At 70.3% G+C, this 23,732-nt stretch carries 19 protein-coding genes and 1 pseudogene; 14 read left to right on the plus strand and 6 right to left on the minus strand.

Going from position 1 to position 23,732, the window contains the following annotated elements:
• Positions 1 to 59: 59 nt before the first annotated feature.
• Positions 60 to 1,502, minus strand: coding sequence for an NADP-dependent phosphogluconate dehydrogenase (gene gndA / locus AOK09_RS09700; RefSeq protein WP_055586713.1), 1,443 nt, complete (start codon positions 1,500 to 1,502; stop codon positions 60 to 62).
• 1,042 nt (positions 1,503 to 2,544) lie between these two features.
• On the opposite strand from gndA, the gene AOK09_RS09705 reads away from it, so the two are divergent.
• The 3 genes from AOK09_RS09705 to AOK09_RS09715 all read left to right on the plus strand — a co-directional run bounded on the left by AOK09_RS09705 (position 2,545) and on the right by AOK09_RS09715 (position 5,223).
• Positions 2,545 to 3,390, plus strand: coding sequence for a GNAT family N-acetyltransferase (locus AOK09_RS09705; RefSeq protein WP_055586714.1), 846 nt, complete (start codon positions 2,545 to 2,547; stop codon positions 3,388 to 3,390).
• A gap of 172 nt (positions 3,391 to 3,562) precedes the next feature.
• Positions 3,563 to 4,399: a GNAT family N-acetyltransferase gene (locus AOK09_RS09710; RefSeq protein ID WP_079062894.1), complete on the plus strand. Its 837-nt coding sequence runs from the start codon at positions 3,563 to 3,565 to the stop codon at positions 4,397 to 4,399.
• Between the two features lie 260 nt (positions 4,400 to 4,659).
• Entirely contained in the window at positions 4,660 to 5,223 is a 564-nt protein-coding gene (locus AOK09_RS09715; protein ID WP_055586715.1) for a hypothetical protein, read from the plus strand.
• On the opposite strand, the gene AOK09_RS09720 is transcribed toward AOK09_RS09715, so the two are convergent.
• Positions 5,207 to 6,052: an MBL fold metallo-hydrolase gene (locus AOK09_RS09720; RefSeq protein WP_055586716.1), complete on the minus strand. Its 846-nt coding sequence runs from the start codon at positions 6,050 to 6,052 to the stop codon at positions 5,207 to 5,209. The genes AOK09_RS09715 and AOK09_RS09720 overlap by 17 nt on opposite strands.
• 304 nt (positions 6,053 to 6,356) lie before the next feature.
• Between AOK09_RS09720 and AOK09_RS09725 the strand changes: the two genes are divergently transcribed.
• Positions 6,357 to 7,148, plus strand: a complete 792-nt coding sequence (locus tag AOK09_RS09725; protein ID WP_055586717.1) for a GNAT family N-acetyltransferase — start codon at positions 6,357 to 6,359, stop codon at positions 7,146 to 7,148.
• A 290-nt stretch (positions 7,149 to 7,438) separates the two neighbouring features.
• On the plus strand, positions 7,439 to 7,903 hold the full coding sequence (locus AOK09_RS09730) for a GNAT family N-acetyltransferase (RefSeq protein ID WP_407675382.1): 465 nt from the start codon (positions 7,439 to 7,441) through the stop codon (positions 7,901 to 7,903).
• 316 nt (positions 7,904 to 8,219) lie between these two features.
• Here AOK09_RS09730 and AOK09_RS09735 read toward each other — a convergent pair whose 3' ends face one another.
• Positions 8,220 to 8,708, minus strand: a complete 489-nt coding sequence (locus tag AOK09_RS09735; RefSeq protein ID WP_055586718.1) for a MarR family winged helix-turn-helix transcriptional regulator — start codon at positions 8,706 to 8,708, stop codon at positions 8,220 to 8,222.
• Positions 8,709 to 9,136: 428 nt separating this feature from the next.
• On the opposite strand from AOK09_RS09735, the gene AOK09_RS09740 reads away from it, so the two are divergent.
• The gene (locus tag AOK09_RS09740) at positions 9,137 to 9,604 is read left to right on the plus strand and encodes a cupin domain-containing protein (RefSeq protein ID WP_055586719.1); all 468 of its coding nucleotides are present in this window, start codon (positions 9,137 to 9,139) and stop codon (positions 9,602 to 9,604) included.
• A gap of 268 nt (positions 9,605 to 9,872) precedes the next feature.
• Here the strand turns inward: AOK09_RS09740 and AOK09_RS09745 are convergent, their stop codons facing one another.
• Positions 9,873 to 10,772 carry an alpha/beta hydrolase gene (locus AOK09_RS09745; RefSeq protein WP_055586720.1) on the minus strand — a complete coding sequence of 300 codons (900 nt, stop codon included), beginning with the start codon at positions 10,770 to 10,772 and terminating at the stop codon, positions 9,873 to 9,875.
• Positions 10,773 to 10,815: 43 nt separating this feature from the next.
• On the opposite strand from AOK09_RS09745, the gene AOK09_RS09750 reads away from it, so the two are divergent.
• The 4 genes from AOK09_RS09750 to AOK09_RS09765 all read left to right on the plus strand — a co-directional run bounded on the left by AOK09_RS09750 (position 10,816) and on the right by AOK09_RS09765 (position 13,735).
• Entirely contained in the window at positions 10,816 to 11,295 is a 480-nt protein-coding gene (locus tag AOK09_RS09750) for a MarR family winged helix-turn-helix transcriptional regulator (protein WP_055586721.1), read from the plus strand.
• A 97-nt stretch (positions 11,296 to 11,392) separates the two neighbouring features.
• Positions 11,393 to 11,575 carry a fumarylacetoacetate hydrolase family protein gene (locus AOK09_RS09755; protein ID WP_055586722.1) on the plus strand — a complete coding sequence of 61 codons (183 nt, stop codon included), beginning with the start codon at positions 11,393 to 11,395 and terminating at the stop codon, positions 11,573 to 11,575.
• Positions 11,576 to 12,035: 460 nt separating this feature from the next.
• The gene (locus AOK09_RS09760; RefSeq protein WP_107101291.1) at positions 12,036 to 13,229 is read left to right on the plus strand and encodes a molybdopterin-dependent oxidoreductase; all 1,194 of its coding nucleotides are present in this window, start codon (positions 12,036 to 12,038) and stop codon (positions 13,227 to 13,229) included.
• A gap of 2 nt (positions 13,230 to 13,231) precedes the next feature.
• On the plus strand, positions 13,232 to 13,735 hold the full coding sequence (locus AOK09_RS09765) for a hypothetical protein (protein ID WP_055586723.1): 504 nt from the start codon (positions 13,232 to 13,234) through the stop codon (positions 13,733 to 13,735).
• Between the two features lie 106 nt (positions 13,736 to 13,841).
• On the opposite strand, the gene AOK09_RS09770 is transcribed toward AOK09_RS09765, so the two are convergent.
• Positions 13,842 to 14,249 (minus strand): hypothetical protein, encoded by a 408-nt coding sequence (locus AOK09_RS09770; RefSeq protein ID WP_245687202.1) that lies wholly within the window; start codon positions 14,247 to 14,249, stop codon positions 13,842 to 13,844.
• 434 nt (positions 14,250 to 14,683) lie between these two features.
• Here AOK09_RS09770 and AOK09_RS09775 point away from each other — a divergent pair, with 434 nt between their 5' ends.
• The 3 genes from AOK09_RS09775 (at position 14,684) to AOK09_RS09785 (ending at position 18,675) form a co-directional block, all read left to right on the plus strand.
• A complete protein-coding gene (locus AOK09_RS09775) occupies positions 14,684 to 16,093 on the plus strand; it encodes a hypothetical protein (RefSeq protein ID WP_055586724.1) in 1,410 nt (469 codons plus the stop codon).
• 63 nt (positions 16,094 to 16,156) lie between these two features.
• Positions 16,157 to 17,419 carry an AAA family ATPase gene (locus AOK09_RS09780; RefSeq protein ID WP_055586725.1) on the plus strand — a complete coding sequence of 421 codons (1,263 nt, stop codon included), beginning with the start codon at positions 16,157 to 16,159 and terminating at the stop codon, positions 17,417 to 17,419.
• Positions 17,416 to 18,675 (plus strand): vWA domain-containing protein, encoded by a 1,260-nt coding sequence (locus tag AOK09_RS09785; RefSeq protein WP_055586726.1) that lies wholly within the window; start codon positions 17,416 to 17,418, stop codon positions 18,673 to 18,675. The genes AOK09_RS09780 and AOK09_RS09785 overlap by 4 nt, the downstream gene beginning before the upstream one ends.
• Positions 18,676 to 18,771: 96 nt before the next feature.
• Here the strand turns inward: AOK09_RS09785 and AOK09_RS09790 are convergent, their stop codons facing one another.
• Positions 18,772 to 22,863, minus strand: coding sequence for a Kelch repeat-containing protein (locus AOK09_RS09790; RefSeq protein WP_245687203.1), 4,092 nt, complete (start codon positions 22,861 to 22,863; stop codon positions 18,772 to 18,774).
• Positions 22,864 to 23,383: 520 nt separating this feature from the next.
• Here AOK09_RS09790 and AOK09_RS09795 point away from each other — a divergent pair.
• A pseudogene (locus AOK09_RS09795) lies at positions 23,384 to 23,732 on the plus strand (peptidase S8); the annotation flags it as partial.

Genomic DNA, 23,732 nt, shown 5'->3' on the forward strand with positions numbered 1-23,732 from the left:
CGATCTGACAGTCACATGCCTCTGCTCCTGCGACCCCGGGCTGGGCCGGCGGACCGGCGTCAGAGCGCGGCTTCCTCGGTGCGGTCGGTGTCCCAGCGAATGTGGTAGCTGCCGGGGCGGTCGGTGCGGCGGTAGGTGTGGGCACCGAAGTAGTCGCGCTGGGCCTGGGTGAGGGCGGCGGGCAGGCGCGGCGTGCGCAGGGTGTCGTAGTGAGCGAGTGCGGCCGCGAAGGCGGGTACGGGGACGCCGTCGCGAGTGGCGCGGGATACCACCAGGCGCCAGGGCAGTTGGGCGTCGCCCACCTCGTGCGCGAAACCCGGGTCGGCCAGCAGGCTGGGCAGGCCGGGGCCGGCGGTGTAGGCGTCGCGGACGCGGTCAAGGAACGCGGCGCGGATGATGCACCCGGCGCGCCACACCCCGGCGACGGCCGCGAGGTCCACGTTCCAGCCGTAGGCGTCGCCGGCGGCCTGGATCTGGTGGAGACCCTGGGCGTAGGAGATCACCTTCGAGGCGTACAGAGCCTGTTCGACCTGCTCGGTCAAGCGGGCCGCGTCCCGCTCGTCGAGGATGGTGGGAGCGGGACCCGGCAGGGCGGTGCCGGCGGCGCGCAGAGCGCTGTGACCGGACAGGGAGCGGGCGAAGACAGCCTCGGCGATACCGGACACGGGGACCCCGAGGTCAAGGGCGGTCTGCACGGTCCAGCGCCCGGTGCCCTTCTGCTCGGCGGCGTCGGCGATGACGTCGACGAAGGGCAGGCCGGTGTCGGCGTCGTGATGGGCGAGGACCTCGGCGGTGACCTCGACGAGGTAGGAGTTCAGACGGCCGGTGTTCCACTGGCGGAAGACCTCGGCGATCCGTGCCGGCTCCCATCCGGTGGCGTGCCGCAGCAGGTGGTAGGCCTCGGCGATGAGCTGCATGTCGGCGTACTCGATGCCGTTGTGGACCATCTTGACGAAGTGGCCTGCGCCGTCGGCACCGAGATGAGCCACGGCCGGGGTGCCGTCGGGGGTGATGCCGGCGATGTCGGTCAGGGCGGGCGCCAGCAGCCGGTAGGCCTCCGGGGAGCCGCCGGGCATGATGCTGGGTCCGTTCAGGGCGCCTTCCTCGCCGCCGGAGATACCGGTACCCAGGAAGTGGATGCCGCGCTCACGCAGGGCGGCTTCACGGCGCCGGGTGTCGGCGAAATGGGCGTTGCCGCCGTCGACGACGACATCTCCGGGATCGAGCAGCGGCGCGTACTCGGCGATCACGTCGTCGGTGGGCCGGCCGGCCTGCACCATGACGATCAGACGCCGCGGCCGCTGCAGCGCGGCGACCATCGCCTTCGCAGAGTCCGCCGCGACGAAGGTGCCCTCGTGACCGAACTCGGCGAGCAGGGACGTGGTACGGGCGGGAGTGCGGTTGTGGACGGCCACGGTGTAGCCGTGCCGGGCCAGGTTGCGGGCGAGGTTGCGGCCCATGACTGCGAGGCCGGTGACGCCGATGTGTGCGCTGGGGTTCATGTATCAGGCCTTCGTTCGGGGGTGCGGGGCGCTTGTTGCGTCGGAGTTCAGTGGTGGTGGTGCCGCTCAGGCCGGTGGTCTGCTCGCGGTGTGCGGCCTGGCAGGGGCCGGTTGGCGGCCACCGTGCCGAGAAAACCGGCGTCATGCGGCCGGGAACACAAGGGGGTGCGGTGGCGGGCGCACCGACCGGGGCGTCAGCGCCGGCACGGTTGAGGGTGTGCCGCGCGGGTCACTCCGGCGAAGCACATGCGCCAGCTGCTGGGGCGTCGTCGGCCGTCGGGACCTGCGGTGTACGCGGCTGACGGCTGTTTCCTCAACGATCGTCAGCCCGCTGACGACTGCATCGCGTACTGAGGGCGGCGCTGCGTGAGCGCGGTCAGCGCGGCCGGACTTCCCTGTGCCGCGGACCTGACCGATCACGGGCGGCCCGTCTGCCCTCTCCGGGGCCCGTGGGGGACGGCGGGGAACGGTTGATCAGTAGGTACTCATGCCGCCCCTCCTGCAGATGGGCGCGCTGGTCACACACCCCTTAGATTATGTACGTAATCACAGAGGCCGACCGGTGCACAACCTGCGCCCCGCACTGGGCATGCCGCCGACAGGTCGACTACCCCCGCCTCGCGCGGCAGGGCGATCCGGCCTCGATAGATGCTCTATGACATCTATCACCTGGACACTGTGCGTCGGCGCCTACATGATGGGCCACACGTCCATGTTCAGCGCAGCACCTGGCCCATGAAGTTGGAATGCAATGCCGTCGCCGTCGCTGGTGCCCGGGGTACGGCGCGACCCTGGGCATCCGCAACCCTCGTGGAGCCGACGGGTTCGCATGCACCCTTCCCTGCCGCTCCCCGGCTGAGCCCGGCACTCACGAACTCACCTTGACCCGACCCGGCCGGTGCGCCCCCAAGTTTCGTCCGAAGCCGAAGCCGGCCGCCCCGAACAGGCCCGTCCAGCCACATGTGCTGCGGCTGGGGCCCCAACCACCGCCGCGGCGTGGTGCATTCCGACCGCGCCCCTGGCGAGCAGGAGACAGAAGCCCGTGACCTGGTTCACCACGGACAAGCCCGACGTGTTTCGATCCGAGGCGGGGACATTTCTCGCCACCCGGCCCGACTGGCACACCATGCTGCTCTCCGGGCTCGACACGATCGAACGACTGCGGGCCGAAGGCAAAGCCCCGCCCACAGTCCTGGGCTGGTGGCGGGAACCCGATGAGACGGCGACAACGGCCGCGTTCGTGTGGATGCCGCCGCACCTGCTGGCAGCCAGCCGCCTTTCCCAGGACGCGACCACCCACCTGGCCAACCTCCTGTCCGACCGGACCCAGCCGTTCACACAGCTCGTGGCCGACGACGCATCGGCCGGCGCCTTCTCCGACGCGTGGCGGACGACCACCGGCTCCCGGCCCAAGAGCGGACCGCATCTGCGCCTCCATCGGCTTGACGGGCTGGTGCGCCCCGCCCTCGCTCCACCAGGGGCACCGCGGACGGCCACCGGCAACGACCGGGCTCTGCTCCACGACTGGTGCGCCCGTTTCGTCACCGAAGCCGGCTCGCTCGGGGCCGATCTGGACGCGTTCATCGACGAACGGCTGACCCGGGGCGGCTGGCGGTTGTGGACGGTGGAGGACGAACCGGTCGCCATGGCCGCCATGACGTCGGTGGTGGCCGGCACTGCTCGCCTCACCCCCGTCTACACGCTGCCGGAACAACGCGGCCGGGGCTACGGCTCCGCCGTCACCGCAGCCGTCTCCCAGGCGGCGCATGACGCCGGTGCGGAGCACGTGCTCCTCTTCACCGACCTCGCCAACCCCACAAGCAACAGCGTCTACCAGCGCATCGGATACCGCCCCGTCTCGGACTTCCGCATCGTGGTGGCGTCCTGAGACCCCGACAGCCGGCGCCGTCGACGGCCGCAGGCAACGTCCGTGCGCGGAGACAAGGACCCAACGGCCGCATCACACGGTCGGAACAACGTGTGTGTGAAGGCGGCCGGACAAGCCGCGAGACACCTTCGGACCGCCCCAGGTCCGAGGCTTGCACACAGAGGTGACACCCATGACCAACGTATCAAGCGAAGCCGGCGAACCGTCTGTGGCGGGCACGTTGCCGGACAGGCGCGCACCGTACGACCTGTGGCATCCCGGCACCACGGCCGACGTCACCGCGAACTTCCGGCAGTACCTGACCGGATGGGGCGTGGCGGACGCCGGTGACAGTGACATCGACTGGTTCCGCAGTGGGCTGGCGCAGCCGCAGTTCAACGGAGTGGTGAGGGTACGCTCCTTGGAGCAGGTCGAGCAGATCACTGCCACCGCGCGGCAGCGGCTCGCCGGAGTGCCCTGGTGGTGGTGGGTGGGCCCGGACAGCCCCGCGGGCACGTCGTCGGCCCTCGCCGAGCAGGGAGCCACGGAACTCACCACGATCCCTGTGATGGTCAGGCCTCTCGACCAGGCGGTGGATCCGCTGGAATCATCGCCCGGTCTGAGGATCGAAGCGGTGAGCGGTGACCACCGTCTGCGGGAACTGGTCCGCACCTACAGCGCCTCGATGGGCGTCGCTGCGGGCCTCGAGTCCGACATCGTGCGCATCGAGTCACAACGTCGGGACAACGCGGACATCGTCCGCCTGGCGGCGGTTCTCGACGACCGTGTCGTCGGGACGACCGTGGTGATCACAGCCCACGACGTGGCCGGGATCTTCATCGTCCACGTGGCCGAGACGCATCGCCGACTCGGCATCGGCACAGCGTTGACCGCGGCGGCGCTCCGCGTGGGACAGGACCGTGGAATGCGGCTGGCAGCACTCGCCGCGAGCCCGGCCGGCGAGCCGCTGTACCGGCGATTCGGCTTCGTCGAGGTTTCGCAGTACCGCCTCTTCACCTTCCCCGTTTAGCGTGAGCTGCCCCTTTACGGACTGAGGAACGGGGGCGGCCCGCTGCCGGACAACCAGGCACCCAGCGACTGGAATCCGCCCTTCCCCAACCCTGTCGTCACCAAGTCCCTGCCTGACCGGCCGATCAACACCAGCCGCCAAGTCGTCATGAACGGCCCAGCTACAGGCCGAACAGGCGCCCCAAGAGCCCGACCGACAAGACCGGGGAGCCGCGATGAGGCAGTGGCAAAACCGATGGCCGGCCCCGGGATACTGCCGTCATGGCCGTCACCCAGCAGCTTGCCCGCGTCTCGGCGGAGTACCTAGCCGCCTGCCGCCAGTCAGCCGACGAATCATCGGAGGGAGACCCACACTGGGAGCCGCCGTCTGTCGACTGGCTGGATCTGGACTGGGCACCGGCCATGCTGGAGCGCGTCTGCGCACTGGCGCGGCTGGACGCTGTCCGCCTGCAGGCGCTCAGGCGCGCGACCGAGGGCGACACCGAGATCGATCTGAGCTTCCTCAACAAGCACCCGCATGCCATCGGGCCCTTAGGCCCCAGCCCAACGGCCCTCTCGGCACCGGAAGTCGCCCGCGTCTCCACACTGCTCGGAGGGATCGACATGCAGGCGATCCTCTCGGTCCTGCCTGCCGACGACAACGATGCAGGTGCCGTCATCGGGTACGGCGCCGAGGGGATCATCGGCGGTCCAATACGCGCGCGCAACTCGACCCACTGCAGGGCGTGGACTGCGATCGAAGGCGGCTGTTCGCCCGCATCGTCTCCCGGGCCTCGGATTCCCGCGCGGCTTCCGGCTTCCGGCGGCTCTATGCCGACGGCTTGAACACCTTTGCCGCACCCCAGAGCGAGCCGGGGTTGACACGGCGCGGGTGGCGGCCGAGCACCGCCTGGTAGAACTCGATCGCGCTCGACGTGGCCGAGAGCGCCTCCTCGACGTCCAGGAGGTAGTCGATCGACTCCTGGATGACGACCGGGTCGTCGTCACGGTCGGGCGACTTGTGGGCGGCGACGACGCGCTCCGCGCCGAAGGTCTGGATCGTCCGCAGTGCGGCGATCCACTCCGCGCGTGAGGCGGCGTCCGACTCCGCGAGATACATGTGGGTGTTGTTGTAGACGACGTCTCCGGCGACGACGAGCTTGGCGTCGGGAGCCCACAGGACGCTGGTGCCTTCGGTGTCGGTGTGGCCGGTGTCGACCGCCCTCAGCTCATGGCCTTCAAGGGGGATGTGGTCGCCTTCGAGCTCGTCGGGGACGACCGCGACCGGGATCTGTCCCGGGAAGAGCCGACCCCAGAACCCCTCGCGCCAGTCATCCGTTGCCTGTGTGCGGGCGCCGGCAACGGCTCCGGGGGTCGCGACGGCCTGCGCCCCGGGGAAGGCCTCCAGCAGTTGCCCGATCCCGTACGTGTGGTCGCCGTGTCCATGCGTGCAGTAGATGTGCGTGAGATTGCGCTCGTGCTGCCTGATCCAGTCGATCAGCCTTTCGTTCTGCTCGATCGTCGTGAAGGTGTCGACGAGTACGGCGTCGCGCTCGCCGAGGATCAGCGTCGCCGCGTTCATGACCCACCGCAGGTCTTCGTTGTCGCCCGGCGGGAGGTCACGGACGAGCCCCTCACGGCGAGCCAGAAGTGTGTCGTAGGTCAGGTCGGTCATGGCGCCTCTTCCCATCAATGGATGTAACCATTATTGCTACATCGCCACACTCTCCGGCAAGTTCGCTCGTCACGCCCCGGCGATGCCCGAGGAGCGACCCGCTGCGCCGACACCCTTGCCGCCGTCTCGGGGTCGTGCGTTTTGCCGACCACGATAGATTATGGTTAACGTCTAACCTGCCTGACCGTGTGATCGCGGACGTCCGCTGGCACTGCCCCCATCAGACGCGCTCTTCGCGTCACGATCGCTTCTCTCCCCCTCCGGCGTCCTGCCGCCGTCACAGCACCTCGCAACTGGAGTTCACATGGATCCCAAGTCTCTCGGTTTCCGGGCGGACGCGGCCGCGCACGCTTTCGGATCGGCGATGCAGAGGCTGGTGAGCGTCGTTCCGGGGGCCATCGGCCACAGCGGTCCCGAGGGCACCCTCCTCGCTCTCACCCGTTCGCAGATACCCGCTCTGAACGTCGTAATGAGCACGGCGAGGGAACCCGACGCGGGGAAGATCGCGGACCTGGCCGCCGTGGCCGCCGCGGAGGCGGCCCGAGACGGATTCCCCTGGAGCATCCGCCTGCGCGGCGTCCCGGACGAGGCGATCACGCGTAGGGCCGGTGAGTACGGCCTGACCGGCACGTCCGAACAGCCCTTCATGGTGATGCCACTGAAGGACGCGTCCAGGCGCGCCCCGGCGGGCGGACAGGTACGGGTGCGCACCCTCAGCGGACACGAGTACAACGAGTTCGCCGAGGTGCTGGCCGCGGGGTTCGGCGCCCCTCCGGTGATCATTTCGAGCCTGTACACACCGGCTGTTCTGGACACGCCGGGGATCACCGCCTACCTGGCCGAGGCGGACGGGGTCGCGGTAGCCGCGGGCCTGGGGGTCGTCGTCGAGGACCACCTCGGCGTCATCAACATCGCCACGACGCCGCAGCACCGCGGACAGGGTCACGCCCGGGTCATGGTCGAAAGGATCCTGGCGGACGGGTGGGCCGCCGGCGCGCACACGGCCTATCTGCACACGACCGATGAGGCAGTCGGTCTCTTCGAGGGCCTCGGCTTCCGCACCGCGGAGACGTGGACATCGCTGATCGCAGCCTGACCGCCGCCGCATCGGCGCGGTGAGGCTCGGGCACCGTGGGCGTTGCCGGCGACGCCGACGGTGCCGGGCCGGATGCGCCTCGGCCTGCCGCGCGGATTCGCATTCCGCGGCCGTGGCATGTGCCGGGCATTGTGGGCCGGGAGAGCTCGGGGCCTGGTCGTGAGAGGCCCCATGGCCGGCCCCGTCCCGCGCCTACGGGAGGAGCGCCTATGCTCCCACCCGTGAACGAGGCTACCGACGGCATACGGATCAGACCGGGCAGCCTGGCCGACGCACCAGCCGTGCTGGACATGCTCGACCGCGCGGTGCTCTGGATGAACAATCGCGGCAACACCGAGCAGTGGGGCACGACACCGTATTCGCAGAAGCCCGGCGGGGTGGCGCGGGTCGAGCGGTACATGACCGAGAACGCCCCGTACATCGCGGAGCTGGACGGGGCACCTGTCGGGGCCCTGGTCATGGATTCCGGGCCCAGCCCGCAGATGCCGATCGCGCCGGTCGAGCAACCCGAGCGGTACGTCCGGCTGCTGGTCTCCGACCGACGGCACGCCGGTCTGGGCATCGGGGCGGCACTGCTGGCCCATGCAGCAGATGAGACCCGGCGGGCTGGAGTGGAGCTGCTGCGGGTCGACTGCTGGGCGGGCGGCGGAGGCGAGTTGGTCGAGTTCTACAAGCGCAACGGCTTCACTCCCACCGATCGTTTCCTGTCCGGAGCATGGCCGGGACAGGTGTTGGCCCGACGGGTCGAAGGCTAGGACGGAGCGCAAAGCGGCAGGCTCGTCCGGCAGGTCCGTCCGCGAGCGGTATCCCTGCTCGGGCGAGCGGACCCATCACCTCCCGCCACGCCCGCAAGGTCTGCGGCCGACCGTGCAGCTGGAAGCAGGGGTTCGCCCTCGCCGCCCACGACAGCGTGCAGACGCGTTCCGTTGACATCGAGCCGCCGATGCAGAACCCGCTGAGAGCACTGTGCGCGCGGTGTTGGCCGCGGCGTGTGTCATGGTGCTGTACTTCGTCGCGCAACGGCTTCCCCCTTGGGGCCTGTCACGACGTGCCGTGCTCTCGGGCCTGTTATCAGTCCAGTGAGCGGACGCTGTCCGCAGCCGCCAGCAGGGTGCTTTCCAGGGCAAGCATCTGCTCGAGGATCTGAGCCTGCCTGTCGGGGTCCGCATCACCGACCGTCAGCCGTTCCAGACGGCTCCACACCTCCTCGACCTGCCGCCGCAGCACCTGGCTTGCCGCAGTGGGTTCGACGAGTGAGGCCCGCTTGTCGCTGGGATCGGGGCTGCGCCGCACGAACCCGGACTTCTCAAGGCGCTGGATCGTACGCGTCATCGTGGCAGCATCGGAGCCGAGAACCTTGGCGAGATCCGCCTGACGCTGCGCCCCCGTCTCCCAGAGCTGCATCATGACCAGCTCCTGACCGGGATACAGGCCCACTTCCCGCAGCAGAGCGCCGGCGAGCATGCGATGGAGGCGCGCGACACGGAAGATCGCATGGCTGACGGGGCCGTTCACAGCCGTGCTTGGCCGATCAATCTTTTCACTGAAAGCCTCGGTCACGACGACCCCTCCCTCACCCGACGACCTGCGTCCTGATGACTTCCGAGTGTCAGGCTACAGGATTTCACTGTCCGAGCAGTAAGCCAATCTACCGTTCCGACGGAACCCCCCCTGCCGCGACTCTTCGGCGCCCCGCCACACCCGTCCACTGGGCTCCGGCTGTCGGCATGGGCGGTGTGCGGCCCGTGCATACAGCTCATTGAGGCGCCGTACGCGCCATTCGCCATCACTCCCCCAGCCGTCAAGCCCTCCACCCGAGACGGGACGCGAGGGGGCCAACGGTCCTATCGCGCAACTCATTCCTGCCCGGACATCTAGTTCCCGTCACGCCTTGCCTCAGGCGACTCGGGAGAGCTACAGTCCATTTACTTGTTCGAACAGTTAACTTCGCAGACGCAGAGGCCCGCCACAAGAAGGGATTGATTTACATGAGCATGCCATACCTAGCTCAAGCGGATGAGCAGCAGACGCTGGAGTGGCTCGACGGAGGTACGTTCTCCGTCCTGCTGGACAGCCAGGCCACCGAGGGACAGTTGACCGTTGGCCGATTCCGGGTCGACAAGGGAGTGGCCGCTCCGTTCCACATGCACACACGTGAGGACGAGGTCTTCATGCTCATCAACGGCAGCGCCCTGCTCTGGGCCGGGGACGAGCAGATGGAGATGACCGAGGGCGGCATCGTCTATCTGCCGCGCAACATCCCGCACAGCTACCGCATCACGTCCGACACGGCCGATCTGCTCATGATCGCGACCCCGGGGGGCATCGAGGGCATGTTCCGCCATGCCGGGCGTGATGTCAGGACGCCCCGACCCGAAGACTTCAAGCTGGACCCCGTCAAGATGGCCGAGGCCGCCGACATGTACGGCCAAGTCGTCCTGGGCCCGCCCCGGTGAGGGGGAGAACGGCGACCGCACCGGCCGCCCGTCGTACCCCAGAACAGTTTTGACGACATGTCAGGCGCTCGGGCAACCCGGACGAGGTGCGGACCGCCTCCGTGAGCAGCCGAGCGAACACCCCTGGGAGGGAGGCACGAGTCTCGAGAGGCCCTCGGCGAACGCGGCCCGGGCGGACCGCCCGGAAGACCAGGACGAGCAAGGCGCGAGGGGGAGACCCCGGTGGCGGCCGGGGCCGACCCCCCTACTCCGCTGACGTGTGCGACGTCTACCGAGCGCACATGCGCTGGGTGAGGAAGAGGGCCGCGCGGTCCAGTGCCTCGTCCGCCTCGTCCAGTATGCCGGCGAACGACTGGAACACATGCGGCACGTCTGCGGTGATGTCCAGAATGACGTCCACCCCGACTGCCCTCGCACGGGCCGCGAGACGGGTGGAGTCGTCCAGCAGGATCTCGTTCGTGCCCACCTGGATCAGCAGTGGGGGAAAGCCGGTCAGGTCGGCGAGGACGGCCGGGCTGAGCAAGGGTTGGCGAGGGTCGGCTTCGGCGAGGTACATGGCCCCGGTGTGTTCAACGGCCGCACGGGTGAAGATCGGGTCGATGCCCTCCTTGGTGTCCATGCTCTCGCCCGTGCGGGTGGCGTCGAGGCCGGGAGAGAACGCCACGATGGCGGCGGGCAGCGGGAGACCCGCGTCACGGGCGGCGAGGCAGGTGGTGACGGCGAGGCCGCCGCCGGCGGAGTCGCCGGCGAACGCGATGGCCGAGGAGTCCATGCCGCTGTCGAGGAGGCCGCGGTAGGCGCTCAGGGTGTCCTCGATCGCGGCGGGGAACGGGTGCTCGGGGGCAAGCCGGTAGTCCAGCGAGTACGACTCGAAGCCGGTCTTGGCTACGAGGTGTCCCGTCAGCGACAGGGCGGTCTCAGGGGAGCCGAACACAAAGCCGCCGCCATGGAAGTACAGGATCGTCCCTGCGCGCGACCCGCTGTCCGGCACGACATGCAGTGCGGGCCGGTCGCCGAGCGTCGTCTGCGTGGTGCGGATGGTGTCGGGCACGATCATCCGGGCCATCAACGCTTTGAATCCGGCGCGCAGTTCCTCGACCGACCGGGGGCCCTCGGGCCGCGGCTGCCGCATCATCGCGTCGATCCGGGCGCGCTGTTCCTTGCTCATGGGTGTACTCCTGCCGCAGGTAGCTTCCAGTACACTATATGCCATGGCAACTAACTTGAGCGATGAGACGGCCGGCCTCCCGGGCTTCTTCGCCGATCTGGTCCGGTGCGAGACGCGTCTGTACAACGCGCTCAACGACCGCCTCCGTGAGCGGCACGGGATCGTCACCTCGCAGTTCGAGTTCCTGTGCTACCTGCGCGACCACCCCGGCTCACGGGTGGCGGACCTCGCCGCCGAGTTCGCCGTCGGCGTCGGGGCTACCAGCAAGGGTGCCGACCGTCTGGAGAGACGGGGATGGGTCGTCCGGCAGCCCAATCCATCCGATCGCCGGTCCTCCCTGCTGGCCCTGACCCACGACGGCTCGGAGCTCGTCGACGCGGCGAAGAAGACATTCGCCAGTGCACTCGCCGAGCTGCTCGGCGACACACTCGACGGCTCATCAGACTCGGCTGCAGCAGTCCGCGTCATCTCGAAGCTGCGCTCCAAGCTCGAACGCAACCAGGTCGGCATGCCCACAGGATGAACGGACATCGCCCCGGTCCCGGGCGGGCGGTCGCGCCCAGCCTGCACAGGTGCGACGAACAGCCCCACGAGTCCTGTGCGCAGGCCGCCAACCCCTCATGGCCGACGCGCTCAAGGGTGAGTCCCTGCTGGACACCGGCAGTCGCTACTTCGGGACCGGCACGCCGGGCGGTGTCGGGCTCTTCATGCAGCCGCCGGGGTTCATCGTCGACGGTGACGTGGTCGAGGTGGAGGTCAGCAAGCTCGGGACGCTGCGCAACACCGTCCGCGACATCTCCTGACCGGTCTGCGCCCCGGCACCGCTCTCCGCCGCCGTGCGCCCCGTCGGGACGTGCGGAGCACCGGTTCAACCGTTCGGCTGGCGACGGACACCCGCATGCACGCCGGGCACGGAAAGCCGGCCCGTTCTGTGCCAGTTTGTAGCTGACGACTTGACGGGCGTCGACAGCGCGACGGGTTCGATCCACCCTCCGGGAGTCGACCCGGGGACAGCGGAGGCAGCCGATGGACAGCGACGGACGGCCGCCGGCCCCGGGCTCCGGCGGACCGCAGCACCCGGGATCGGACGGGGGTCACGCGCAGGGCCGCCTCCGGCGCGTTCACGCTGCCGCGACGGCGCGGGCCACCGAGGTGGCCGCCCGTGTCCGGGACCTCGTACGGCGGGCCGAACGGACTCCACCTCCGGGGCCGTTCCGTCCCGGTTTCTGGCGCAGTCCCCTCCGCGGGCCCTGGCTGACGTCCGTGTTCGGCCTGGTGCTGCTGATCGGCATCCCGCTGCTCTTCGTCACCGGGATGCTCTCCTACGCCTCCTACAACCCGGACCTCGCCCGCATCAACGACCAGACCCCGGACAAGGGCCTGCTGGGCTTCTACCTCTTCGCCTGGCCCACCCGTCCCTCCTGGCTGTACCGGCTGACCCAAGGCGTGCACGTGACGCTCGGTGTGGTCCTCGTGCCCGTACTGCTGGCCAAGCTGTGGTCGGTGATCCCGAAACTGTTCGAGTGGTTGCCGGTCCGCTCCGTCGCCCACGGACTGGAGCGGTTGTCCCTGCTCATGCTGGTCGGCGGGGTGATCTTCGAGTTCGTCACCGGCATCTTCAACATCCAGCTCTTCTACGTCTTTCCCGGCTCCTTCTACACCCTGCACTTCTACGGCGCCTGGGTGTTCATCGCCGCGTTCGTCGTCCATGTGAGCCTCAGACTCGGCCGGATGACCCGCGCCCTGCGCTCCCGCAGCCTGCGAGCCGAACTGCGTACCGACCTCGCCCACACCCGGCCCGAGCCCCCCGACCCCGACGGCCTGGTCCCGGCCGCGCCCGCGCCGCCGACGATGACCCGGCGCGGCGCGCTCGCCATGGTGGGGGGCGGATCACTGCTCCTCCTGGTGGTCACCGCAGGACAGAGCATCGGCGGCCGGCTGCGCAGCACCGCCCTTCTCGCGCCGCACAACCGGACCCCGGGCGACGACCCCAACGGCTTCCAGATCAACAAGACGGCCGCTTCCGTCGGCATCACCGCCGCGCACGTCGGCCCGGGCTGGCGGCTGGAGATCCACGGCCGCGGTCCGGCGCTCGTCCTCACCCGCGCACAGCTCCTCGCGATGCGGCAGCACGGCACCACACTGCCGATCGCCTGCGTGGAGGGGTGGTCCACCTCCGACCAGCAGTGGAGCGGCCTTCGGCTGACCGACCTCGCCGCCCTGGCGGGCCTGCCCCGCGCCGGCAGCGTCCTGGTGGAGTCCGCCCAGCCACCCGGCCCCTACACCTCGGTGGTCCTGCGGGGCAACCAGGTCCACGACCCCCGCTCGCTGCTCGCCCTGCGCGTCAACGGAGCCGACCTCTCACTCGACCACGGCTACCCGGCCCGCGTCATCGTCCCGGCCAACCCCGGCGTGAACAACACCAAGTGGGTACACCGGCTCACTTTCAGGACCTGACCATGGCACGTTTCGTCCGCTGGTACGGCTCCGGCCCGCTCCACCTCCTCGTCCTGATCGCCTCGTTCGCCCTCACCGGCTACGCCCTGGTGCGTCTGCTCGCCGTCCGCCCGGTCGAGGTCGCGCTCTGGTTCGTCGGCGCGGCGATCCTCCACGACCTGATCCTGCTGCCCCTGTACTCGCTCGCGGACCTGTCGGCACACGCCGTCCTGCGGCATCGCGCCCCCCGCATGCCACAACCGCAGTGGATCAACTACCTGCGTGTACCCGCCTTTCTCTCCGGTGTGCTCCTGCTGGTCTGGTTCCCCCTCGTCTTCGCTCTGTCGACCCCCTATCCGGGTGCCACCGGGTTGTCCATGGACGTCTACCTCGGCCGGTGGCTCGCCATCACCGCCGTGCTCTTCGTCGCCTCCGCCGTGGCGTTCGCTCTCAAGCTCCGCCGGGTGCGGCGGGCCGCCCGTGCCGACGAGGAACGACCTGCACGAGGTCGCGACGCCGCGTCGTGACGACCGACGACGGCTCGCCGTTCGCCGGGGGACACCCCTGTGCGCTCGCCCTGCGGACCGCCGGCCCCGGACCGGTGGACCCGGGCCGGGCGTGACGCTCGGTGAGTCAGCTGAACGATGTCGCGACGGCCGATTCGACGGAATAGTGTCGGAGTCGGGCTGCTACGAGCTCCATCTCGACGAGGGTGCCCGTGAGGCCGTTGCTCTTCAACTCCTGTGTCATCGCCCGTGCTCGCGCCAGTGACAGCCCGTGGACATCCCGCAGTGCCCGAAGGACGGGCACTGCACTCGCCTCGGGCTCTGTCAGCCGTAGCCGGGCGGGTCCGTGTTCTGCCAGAAGGGCCTGGCGGATCTCCTGCGGAGTCACGTCGCCGCTGCCCTGCTCGCACCAGGCCACGGGGCAGGACTGGCAGTTCCCCTCGGTTCCCCACCGCAGGCGCCCGCGTTCGATGAACTGGCCGGTGTCAAGTATCAGCACACCGCCACAGGCCTCGCATCGCGTTCTGATCTTCACGCCCTGGGCTGTCACTGTGCTCCTCGTCCTCGGACCCCGCCCCGGATAGTGCCGCAGCAGCCTCCGTTCGTCGACCGCATCCCTGCCCGAGGCCCGCGCGGCTGCCGGAGCAGTGCGGTCGTGATGCCGGCGCCTCAGCTTCTCGGCACGGGCGGATCGTCCGGGGCGCCGGTGACTGCGCGTCGGCGCCGAGGGCGCCGACGTCGGCCGTGCGGCGGGCCGGGGCTCCGCGGCTCGGCGGGATGACCCTGCCGTGGCGGCCGGGCACGGGACGGCGCACCCACGACAGGGCGCAGATCTCCACCCTGGTCGGCTTCCCTGCGCGGAGCGTCGATAAGGGTCTGACGGATCGGGGCGAGGAGCGATATGCTCCGCGCGATGATGACTCCACTCGTTCGCAGATTGGGGGACCCGTCCGCGCAAGGTGAGTGCTGATGCTCACTCAGAACGCGACGGGAGACCCCTGGCTCTCTCTCTGGCTGCGCGTGCGCAGGTTCGCCGTGCCGTCGTCCATGATCGAGGCTGCGGCCACCCGTCGTCGTACGGGGGACTGGGCGGGGGCGTGCGCCGCCGCAGGCGTCGACGTCGACCTCGACCTGCGTTCCGTGGCGCGTACCCACGGTCAGGAACTCACTGCCCGGATCAGGGCCGATCTCCGTCAGCTGGTACCCGACCTGTTGCGCTGGCACATGCCGCGGATCGCTCCCGACGGACTGCTGCGCCCGGGGCTGACGATCGCTCTGGCCCGGTACGACACCGAGGGGCCTGACCGTGACTGCCCGGTGCAGCTCGTGGTTCGGACCCCGCCCGCGTGGGCGGATGCCGGCCAGCGGATCAGCCTCGGGCTGTGGGACGGATCCCCCACCACGACCAGTGCATCCCGGCACCCGCGTCCTCGTCCCCACCACAGGTTCCGACTCGATCTGCACCGCCACCTGTGGGACGCACGCAGGACCGGCGAGCTGCGCATCCGGTCGGGGGCCGATCAACTGCCCGCTGAGGGCTGCCCTGCGGTCCACCCGGATGCCCCGGACCTGCTGCCGCAAGGGCATGGCTGCGCCGTGCACCGGTGGGCGGCGGAGGCGGAAATCCTGCTCCATGCCGAGGGCCGGTCCGGCGGCAGCGTCGCCGTAAGGCTCGGGCCCCGGGCCCGACTGGTCCTGAACCTGGTCGGGGAGCGGGACAGCGTGAGGTCACCCGCGTGGCATCTCGCGACGACACCCGGCAGTCGTTCCGCCCGGGCGCTGCCGGTCCTGCCCGACGCGGCGACCTGGTTGCCACCCGATCTGGAACTGCTGCGTGCCGGACTGATCGAGCCCGACCAGCTGCACCCGCTGGTCGCCTCGGCACTGGTACCGGACTTCTCACCGGCTGCTCCGTCCGATCTTCCGGACCCGGAGCGGCGAGGACGACAGCGCCTGGTGGAGTGCCGGGGATCCCAGCACCGGATCGGCCTGGTCGACGGGGTCCTGGCCCCGCTGGACCACGACCCGGACGAGATCCGCCGGGAGGAACTCCTGGCAGCACTCACCGGTACGCCGCTCCCCTGCCTCCAGGCGATCGATGCGGCGCACCGTCGTCCGGACCGCCTCCTCGACATCCGTGAACGCTTGGTCCACGGCGACACCGCCGGCGCACTGGCCGTCGTCGAAGACCTGCTGGGACACGACGCACGGCTGCCCAGCGGCGCTCTGCGGGACGAGCTGGAGACGGCCGCCCAGCGACGGATCGCGTACGGCCTGTACCGGGCAGGGCTGACAGCGCCCGGATCCGGCCGCAACCGCCCGACTCCTCGCCTCCCCCGCACCCACCGCTCACACCCCCGCCACGCGGCCTCCCGCTGACCCGGGCCTGCCACCCGCTCCCAGCGTCCGCCCGCTTACGAACCGACAGGTGATTGATCAACCATGCTCACACGCGACCACGTCTCCACGGCCGATGCCTCCTTCATCCCGGCCCGCACCTCCCAACTCGACGTCGCCGGCGAGTTGCTGGCCCTGCTGAACGACACCACCACGGAACCGCGCCCCGACACACAACTGGAGGCGCTGACGCTGGCGGTCGCCGCCGACCTGCCGGTGCTCCTGTGGGGTGAACCCGGGATCGGCAAGACCGCGGCGCTGACCCAGTTGGCCGCCGCCCTGGACCTTCCGCTGACCACGGTCATCGCCAGTGTGCATGAGCCGTCCGACTTCTCGGGGCTGCCCGTCGTCGGGGACGACCCCGCGGAACAGGGTGTCCCGATGGCCCCGCCGGACTGGGCCGTACGCCTGGTACGCGCCGGCCGAGGACTGCTGTTCCTGGACGAACTGTCCACCGCGCCACCGGCCGTCCAGGCCGCGCTGCTACGCCTTGTCCTCGAACGGCGGATCGGTGCCCTGCAGTTGCCCTCGGAGGTGAGGATCGTCGCTGCCGCCAATCCGCGGTCCTCGGCCGCCGACGGCTGGGAACTCAGTCCGCCGCTGGCCAACCGGTTCGTCCATCTGCAGTGGACCCACGACCACGAGGTCGTGGTGCGCGGCCTCGGCGGGACCTGGCCCCGGGCGACCCTGCCACGGCTCGACCCGGAGCGGCTGCCCGAGGCCGTGGCCTTCGCCCGCCGTGCGGTCTGCGAACTCCTCGCCGCCCGACCCGGGCTCGTCCACCGGCTGCCCAGCAACGAGACCCGCCGCGGCGGTGCGTGGCCCTCCCCTCGGAGCTGGGAGATGGCACTGCGCCTGATCGCCTTCGCAACCGCCGCCGACTCCACCCGGGACACACTCTCCCTGCTGGTCAGAGGCACAGTGGGGGACGGCCCAGGTCTGGAGCTGCTGGCGGCCCTGGACCGGATGGACCTCCCGCACCCCGAGACGCTGCTCGCCGACCCGGCGGGCGCCGTCCTGCCCGAACGAGGGGACCTGCGCCAGGCCGTGCTCGACGGCGTGGTGGCCGCGGTCCGCAACCGCCCCGACAAGTCCCGCTGGGACGCGGCGTGGGCGCTTCTGGTCCGGGCGATGGAGACCGGAGCCCCGGACCTGGTGGTCGTCCCCGCGACCACACTCGCCACACTGCGCCGCCAGGACTGGGACGTTCCGGCGACGATCGAACGGCTCGCTGGAGCGGTGGCCCTGTCCCGGCGGGCGGACGACGCCGCGGCCCGGTCCGCAGCTGCCGCCAAGGCCGTCCGATGACCCCGGCTGCGACCAGGCCACTGGACCTCGACAAACTCTTCGCCGCCCGACTGCACGCCGCCAGGGTCCGGCCCTACCTGGCGACGGCACTCTTCGCCCTGCACACGGTGGAGTCACGAACGGTGCCCACCATGGCCGTCGACCGGCACTGGCGCTGCTACGTCTCGCCCGCGTTCGTGGACCGGACCCCGGTGGAGGAACTGGCCGGCGTATGGGTGCACGAGGTCTCCCACCTGCTGCGCGACCACCACGGGCGCAGCGACCGGGTCGCACGCCGGCGCGGGCTCACCGGCCCGGCGGACCGGCTGAGGATGAACATCGCCGCGGACTGCGAGATCAACGACGACGTGTTCGGCGACGGGCTGGTCCGGCCCGAAGGAGCGGTCGAACCGGCGATGTTGGGGCTGCCCGACGGGGAGCTCATGGAGGACTACCTGCGCCAGTTCCGGCTCGGGCCGCGTACGCAGAGCCTGGCCTGGCTGGACTGCGGCAGTGGCGCCGACGGCCTGGAACGGCCGTGGGACCTGGGGCCCGACGGTGCGCACGGGCTCAGCGCCCAGGAACGGGACGCGGTCCGGTTCCGGGTCGCCCAGGGCATCACCGCCCGTCCGGGCAGCACCCCGAAGGGGTGGCTGCGGTGGGCGGAGGAGGCGTTCCACCCGCCGCAGCCGTGGCGGGAACTGCTGGGAGCGGCGGTCCGCTCGGCAGCCTCCGGCGCCGGCGCGGGTGACGACTACACCTACGGCCGGCCGTCGCGGCGTTCAGCCGGGGTACCAGGCGTGGTGCTGCCGAGCCTGCGGCGCAGGCCGCCCCGGGTGTCCGTGGTCATCGACACATCCGGGTCCGTCAGCGACGCCGAACTGGGCAGCGCACTCCTCGAGGTCGCCGCGATCGCCCGCGCCGTGGGCGGCCGTCGCGACCTGGTCACCGTACTCCCCTGCGACGCGGCCGCTCAGGCCGTGCACCCGCTGTGCCGCGCCGAGGGGATACCGCTGGTAGGCGGCGGGGGCACCGATCTGCGCACGGGCTTCGCCAGGGCGCTGCAGGCCCGGCCCCGACCGGATGTCGTCGTGGCCCTGACCGACGGTCAGACTCCCTGGCCGGACACCCAGCCCCCGTGCCGGACCGTGGTGGGTCTCTTCCCGCGGCTCCGGGCAGCCTCGTCGTGGAACGAGGACGACCCTGCTTACGTCCCGGACTCGCCACCCGAGTGGGCGCGAGTGGTCGACATCGGGTCCGCTCCCACGGTTCGCTGACGGCTGTCCGGCCCTTCCCCGGCTCCGGACGACCGCACCGCACGGCAGCGCCCGGCCGGAGGTGCCGGCCGGGCGCTGCGTGTGGGGACGTCGCGGTTACGCCTTCTTGAGGGCGAAGTCCGTGACGACCACCGATCCCTTCACCACCTTCACGGTGGCGACGACCGGCTTGTACCCCTCCTTCGCCACGATCACGGTGAGCGGGTTGTTGCGCTTGTCGAGCCACAGCTCGTAGGTGCCGTCCGCGCCCGTGGTGAGGGTGGTGTCGGCCACCCAGGAATCGACCTCGACGGTCGCTCCGGCCAGGGGCAGGCCGGTGTTCGCCGCTGTCACCTTTCCGGTGATCCTGCCCCAGCTGTTCGGCGGCGACACGGTGAGGGACACCGGGATGTCCGCCGACGGGTAGGGCGTGTCGCTGTTCAGCTGGAGCCGGGCCGTGTAGGTGCCCGGCTGGCCGACCTCGGGAACCGAGGCGTCCAGCGTGACGGTGAGGTGCGCGGTCTCACCCGGGTTGACCACCAGCGACCGGGTGCTGGTGGTCATCCAGGTGACGTCCCCGCCGTCCTGCTGGCTGTACCCCGCCAGCAGCTCCGCGGTCTGGAGCTGCGCCCCGTCGGCCATACCGCCGACCACGTAGAAGCCCGCCGCACCGGCCGCACCCGTACGGACCTTGGCCATCCGGGGCAGCTCGGACCACTTGGAGGTCCGCGGGTCGAAGGCCAGCGCCGAGTCCTTCGCCGTGTCGTTCGCCTGGCCGCCGCTGATCAGCAGCAGGCCGTCGGCGGAGGTGTAGGCCGCGCGCCAGACCGGGTACGGCATGTCGGGCAGCTTGGACCAGCGGTCCGCAACCGGGTCGTAGGAGTAGGCCGACGACAGCTCGTAGTTCCCGACCGACGCCGCAGGGTTCGAGGAGCCGCCTGCGCAGTAGATCCGGTTCTCGATTCCGGCGCAGGCGCCCCCCGCGACCGGCACGGGGTAGTCGGCCGCGCGCGACCAGCTGTCGGTCGACGGATCGTAGACGCTCACCGTGGAGTTCCCAGCGCAGCGCAGGTCGCTGTCGCACCCTCCGATGACGTAGAGCTTGCCGTCCAGGACGGTGCTGGCCGCGATACCCAGCGGGGTGGGCATGCTCGCGCCCCGCGTCCACTGGTCAGTGGCGGGGTCGTAGATCTCCAGCTTGGCGTCCGGCTGGTGCGAGGCGTCGATTCCACCGGTGACATAGAGCTTGTCCCCGATGAAACCGTGCTCCGGGTACAAACGGGCGTCCGCGGGGCCGGCCACGTCGGACCAGGCGCCGGCTTCCGGGTCGTACCGCATCATCCTGTGCGACGCGCCCGAGCCGTTCCCGCCGAGACCGGCGTAGAGCTTGCCCTGGTAGCTGTCCGCCATGCCGTCGATGACCACGTTGGGCAGGTCGGCGACCGGCTGCCAGCCGCTGCCGGGAGTGGGCCTGGCCGCGGCTGCCGGGCGCTCGGCCACCGAGACGTGTACGGGTGCGCCACCGGTGTTGGTGACCTGCAGGTCCTGGGTCGCGGAACCACCCCAGCCCACCGACGCGCTGATGTCGCCGCCGGTGACGGACAGCCGCCCGGCCGCCAGCGCCAGATCCTGAACGCGGGCGGTTCCGTCCGCGACCACCTTCACGTTCTTCGTGGCGGGCTGGTAAGGCTTGCGGGCAGCGGTGACCTGCTCCTTGCCCGCGGCGGAGAACAGCCAGTAGAAGCCGTCGGGCTGGGCAGCGTCCTCGGGGGTGGCGGTGGTGATCGCCGTGGCCCCCGACGCGTCCTTGACGTCGGCACCGGTGATGCCCTCACCGGTGTTGGCGTCGATCACCTGGCCGGTGATCAGTCCGCCGGGCAGCGGGGTCGCCTTCCAGTCGGCCACCTGCACGTCGTCGATCTGCCAGTACCAGGCGTCGCTGCCGGCGAAGTGGAAGCGCAGCTGGACCTTGGGCTTGCCCGCGTACGCGGTCAGGTCGAGGCGGATCGTCGTCGACGGGATGTCGTTGAAGATCACGTCCGGGGTCCACAGGGTCTTCCAGGTCTTCCCACCGTTGGCCGAGACGTCTACCGACGCCTCCTGCGAGTAGGAGCCCATGTACTGCGTGTCGAAGGAGAAGTCGGGGTGGACGCTCTTCGAGAGGTCGTACACCGGGCTGACCAGGCTGCTGTTCACGATCGTGCCGTAGCCGCTGTCGGCGATGGCGAACCCGCCTGCGCCACCTGTGCGGTTGCCGCGGTACCGGGGGTCGTCGAACTCCCACCCGCCCGTGGTCCCGCCGGCGTTCTGCACCGCCCAGCCGGCGGGGGCCGACGAGGTGGAGTCGAAGGGCTCAAAGCTTCCGTCGTGGGTGACGGAGTAGCCGGGCGCGGTGCCGACCCGGGGGTCGGCAGCGAGAGCGAAATCGGCTTCGACGTCGTCCGCCGCCACGATGACCGTGCCGGCAGCCGATTCATAGCCCTGGTAGTAACTGGTCACCCGCAGGGTGTAGTTGCCCTGCTGGGGAAGGGTCACCCGGTAGGCGCCGGTCGCCGGGTCCGTCCAGATCGGGGCGCCGGGCTTGCCGTCCACCGTGATCCGCGCGTAGAGCGGCCAGCCGTGGCTGGAACCGTCCTTGACGGTGCCCGAGACGGTGACGGACGGGAGCGCGGTGATCGAGAAGTCCCGTTCCAGAACCGTCTTGTCGGCGATCTTCACGCCTGCGAACGTCTTGGTCGCGTAGCCGTAGCCGCCTACGGTGACGCTCTGCTTGCCTGCCGGCAAGGTCAGGCTGAACGTGCCGTCCGCTGCGGTGTAGGTGGTCGAACCGCCCGCGCTGACCTCCGCCAGCGCGACCGGGGTGCCCTTCGTGGCGTCCAGGACCCTGCCGTGGACGTGTCCGTAGGGGCCGTTCTTGAAGGCGGCCGTGCCGTTGGGCGTGCCCAGCCCGGTCGGACCGTCGTAGCCCGCACCGCCGTTGCACAGGTAGGCGGGCTGGCACTCGCCGTTGCTGCCGGAGGTGACGTCGTTCAGCCCGGAGCGGTCGGCAACGTACGGATAGGAGTTGGGATACGTGTCGGGTTCCGGGGTGCCCGCCACCGCGTACACGCCGGCGATGATCGGGGTCGCGGCGCTGGTGCCGCCGATGATCTCCCAGCCGCTGTCGGTGTACTTCCCGTACGTCTGGAAGACGGCCAGGCCGGTCTCGGGGTCGCCGACCGCGGAGACGTCGGCCACCGTTCGCCCGGCGCAATCGCCGTCGTTCTGGAAGTCAGGTTTGGGCTCCGTCTTGGAGCAGCCGGAACCGGCGCCGTACCAGGCGGACTCCGACCAGCCGCGAGCCGTGCCCGGGTCGCGGACCAGCGACGTCGCGCCGACCGCGGTGACGTACGGCGACGCGGCCGGGAACTCCACCCCGTAGCTCTCGTCACCTGTCGCCGCGATGACCGCCACACCGGGGTGGTTGTAGGCGGCGTCCCACAGCGCTGTGTCGACCTTGGACTCGTCCATGCCGTACGAGTTGGAGATGAACTTGGCCCCCATGGCGACGGCCTGGTTGACGGCGGCGGCCAGGTTCGCGGGGCTCGGGTTGTCCGCCTCGATCAGCAGGATGTGCGCGTTCGGCGCGGCGGCCGACACCATGTCGAGGTCCAGTGATATCTCACCGGCCCAGTCCGTGTCCGGGTCGGGGTACTCGGTACCGCCACGCTGGTCGACCTTCCGGAAGCACCCGTTGTCCGTGGTGCAGGCGGGCAGGCCGTACTGCGCCCGGTAGACGGCCAGGTCCGACTCGGCGGTGGGGTCGTCGTAGGCGTCGACGACGGCCACGGTCTGGCCCGCGCCGCCGTCCGCCGGCAGGTTGTACGCGCTCTGGATGTCGGCTGCGCCGAACCCCTCGGGCTGCCCGCCGTCGTCCGCCCGGCGGAGGGTGTCGGTGCCGGTACGCCTCATGGCGAAGCAGGTGGCCTGGCCGGGCTGCGGTGTGCCGCAGACCCTCTCGACGGAGTCCTCGGCGCTCTTCGCCCGGGCGGTCCCCTGCGGAGCGGCGCTGTGCGCGGGGGCGGCGCTGTGCCCAGGGGCGGCGGGAGCCGCCTGCGCCTGAGGCACGCTGAAGCCGAGCAGCCCGATGGCCGCCACGCTCACCGCGGCGGCGCAGGCGAGGACCATCCGCGCCGGACGGGCGGGTCTGTGTCTGAACGGGTGGAACAAGGGTGTTCTCCAAGCGTCCGTAGCTGCGATGCGCAGCTCACCGGGAGATTCACCCCTTTTCCGTTCCCCGGATCAAGGTCTGGACGTAACATCTGTGTTTCCCTTTCCGGCAAAGGAAACAGACGGAACGTCACATCTCAGACGGTGCCCGATCCACGCATCCGGTCACATACACATGGAATTCCCGTCCGCAGGGAAGCGTGCACGCATTCGGCCACTCCTGACACATCGTCGACTCCCCCGGCCGACGACTCGGCTGCATCGACTCATGCGATCGGGCATCAGGTGCGACGCGAGGAAAGAGCAGACATCCCCGACCGGGCGGACCGGCAGACGACCCCGCAATTCGGCAGTTCAAAAGTGAACTTTCATTCACTCCCAGGTAGTTGACATGCACGTGACGTAGACGCCTAGTGTTTGTCGCGCAATCGCACCTGTACCTGCACGCACTTTCGCGCCGTCGTCACGACGGCGCGAAAGTGCTGCTTCGCCGCGGACCCATACAGGAGTTGCGTTGGGCATGACAGACAGATCCAGCCGCACCGCAGGTCGCAGCAGAACGGGGGTCGCGGCACTGCTCGGTGCCGCAGCGCTCGCAGTACTGGGCCTTCAGACGCCTGCGGCCTCAGCGACCTCGACCGCCCCGGCCCCGCCTCCCACCGCCTCCACCTCCACCGGACAGCAGGTCGCCTACAGGCCCGCCTGCGACGCCCCGAAGCCGGGCCAGTTCACCTGCTTCGCCCTGCGTCGCACCGACATCGAGCCGACACCGGCCGCCACACTGCGCGCCGCCCCGGCCGTCCCGGCCGGGTTCGGCCCGGCCGACCTCCAGACCGCCTATGACCTGCCCCCCAACGGAGGGGCCGGCA

This window comes from Peterkaempfera griseoplana (assembly GCF_001418575.1).
In the GTDB taxonomy this organism is placed as follows: domain Bacteria; phylum Actinomycetota; class Actinomycetes; order Streptomycetales; family Streptomycetaceae; genus Peterkaempfera; species Peterkaempfera griseoplana.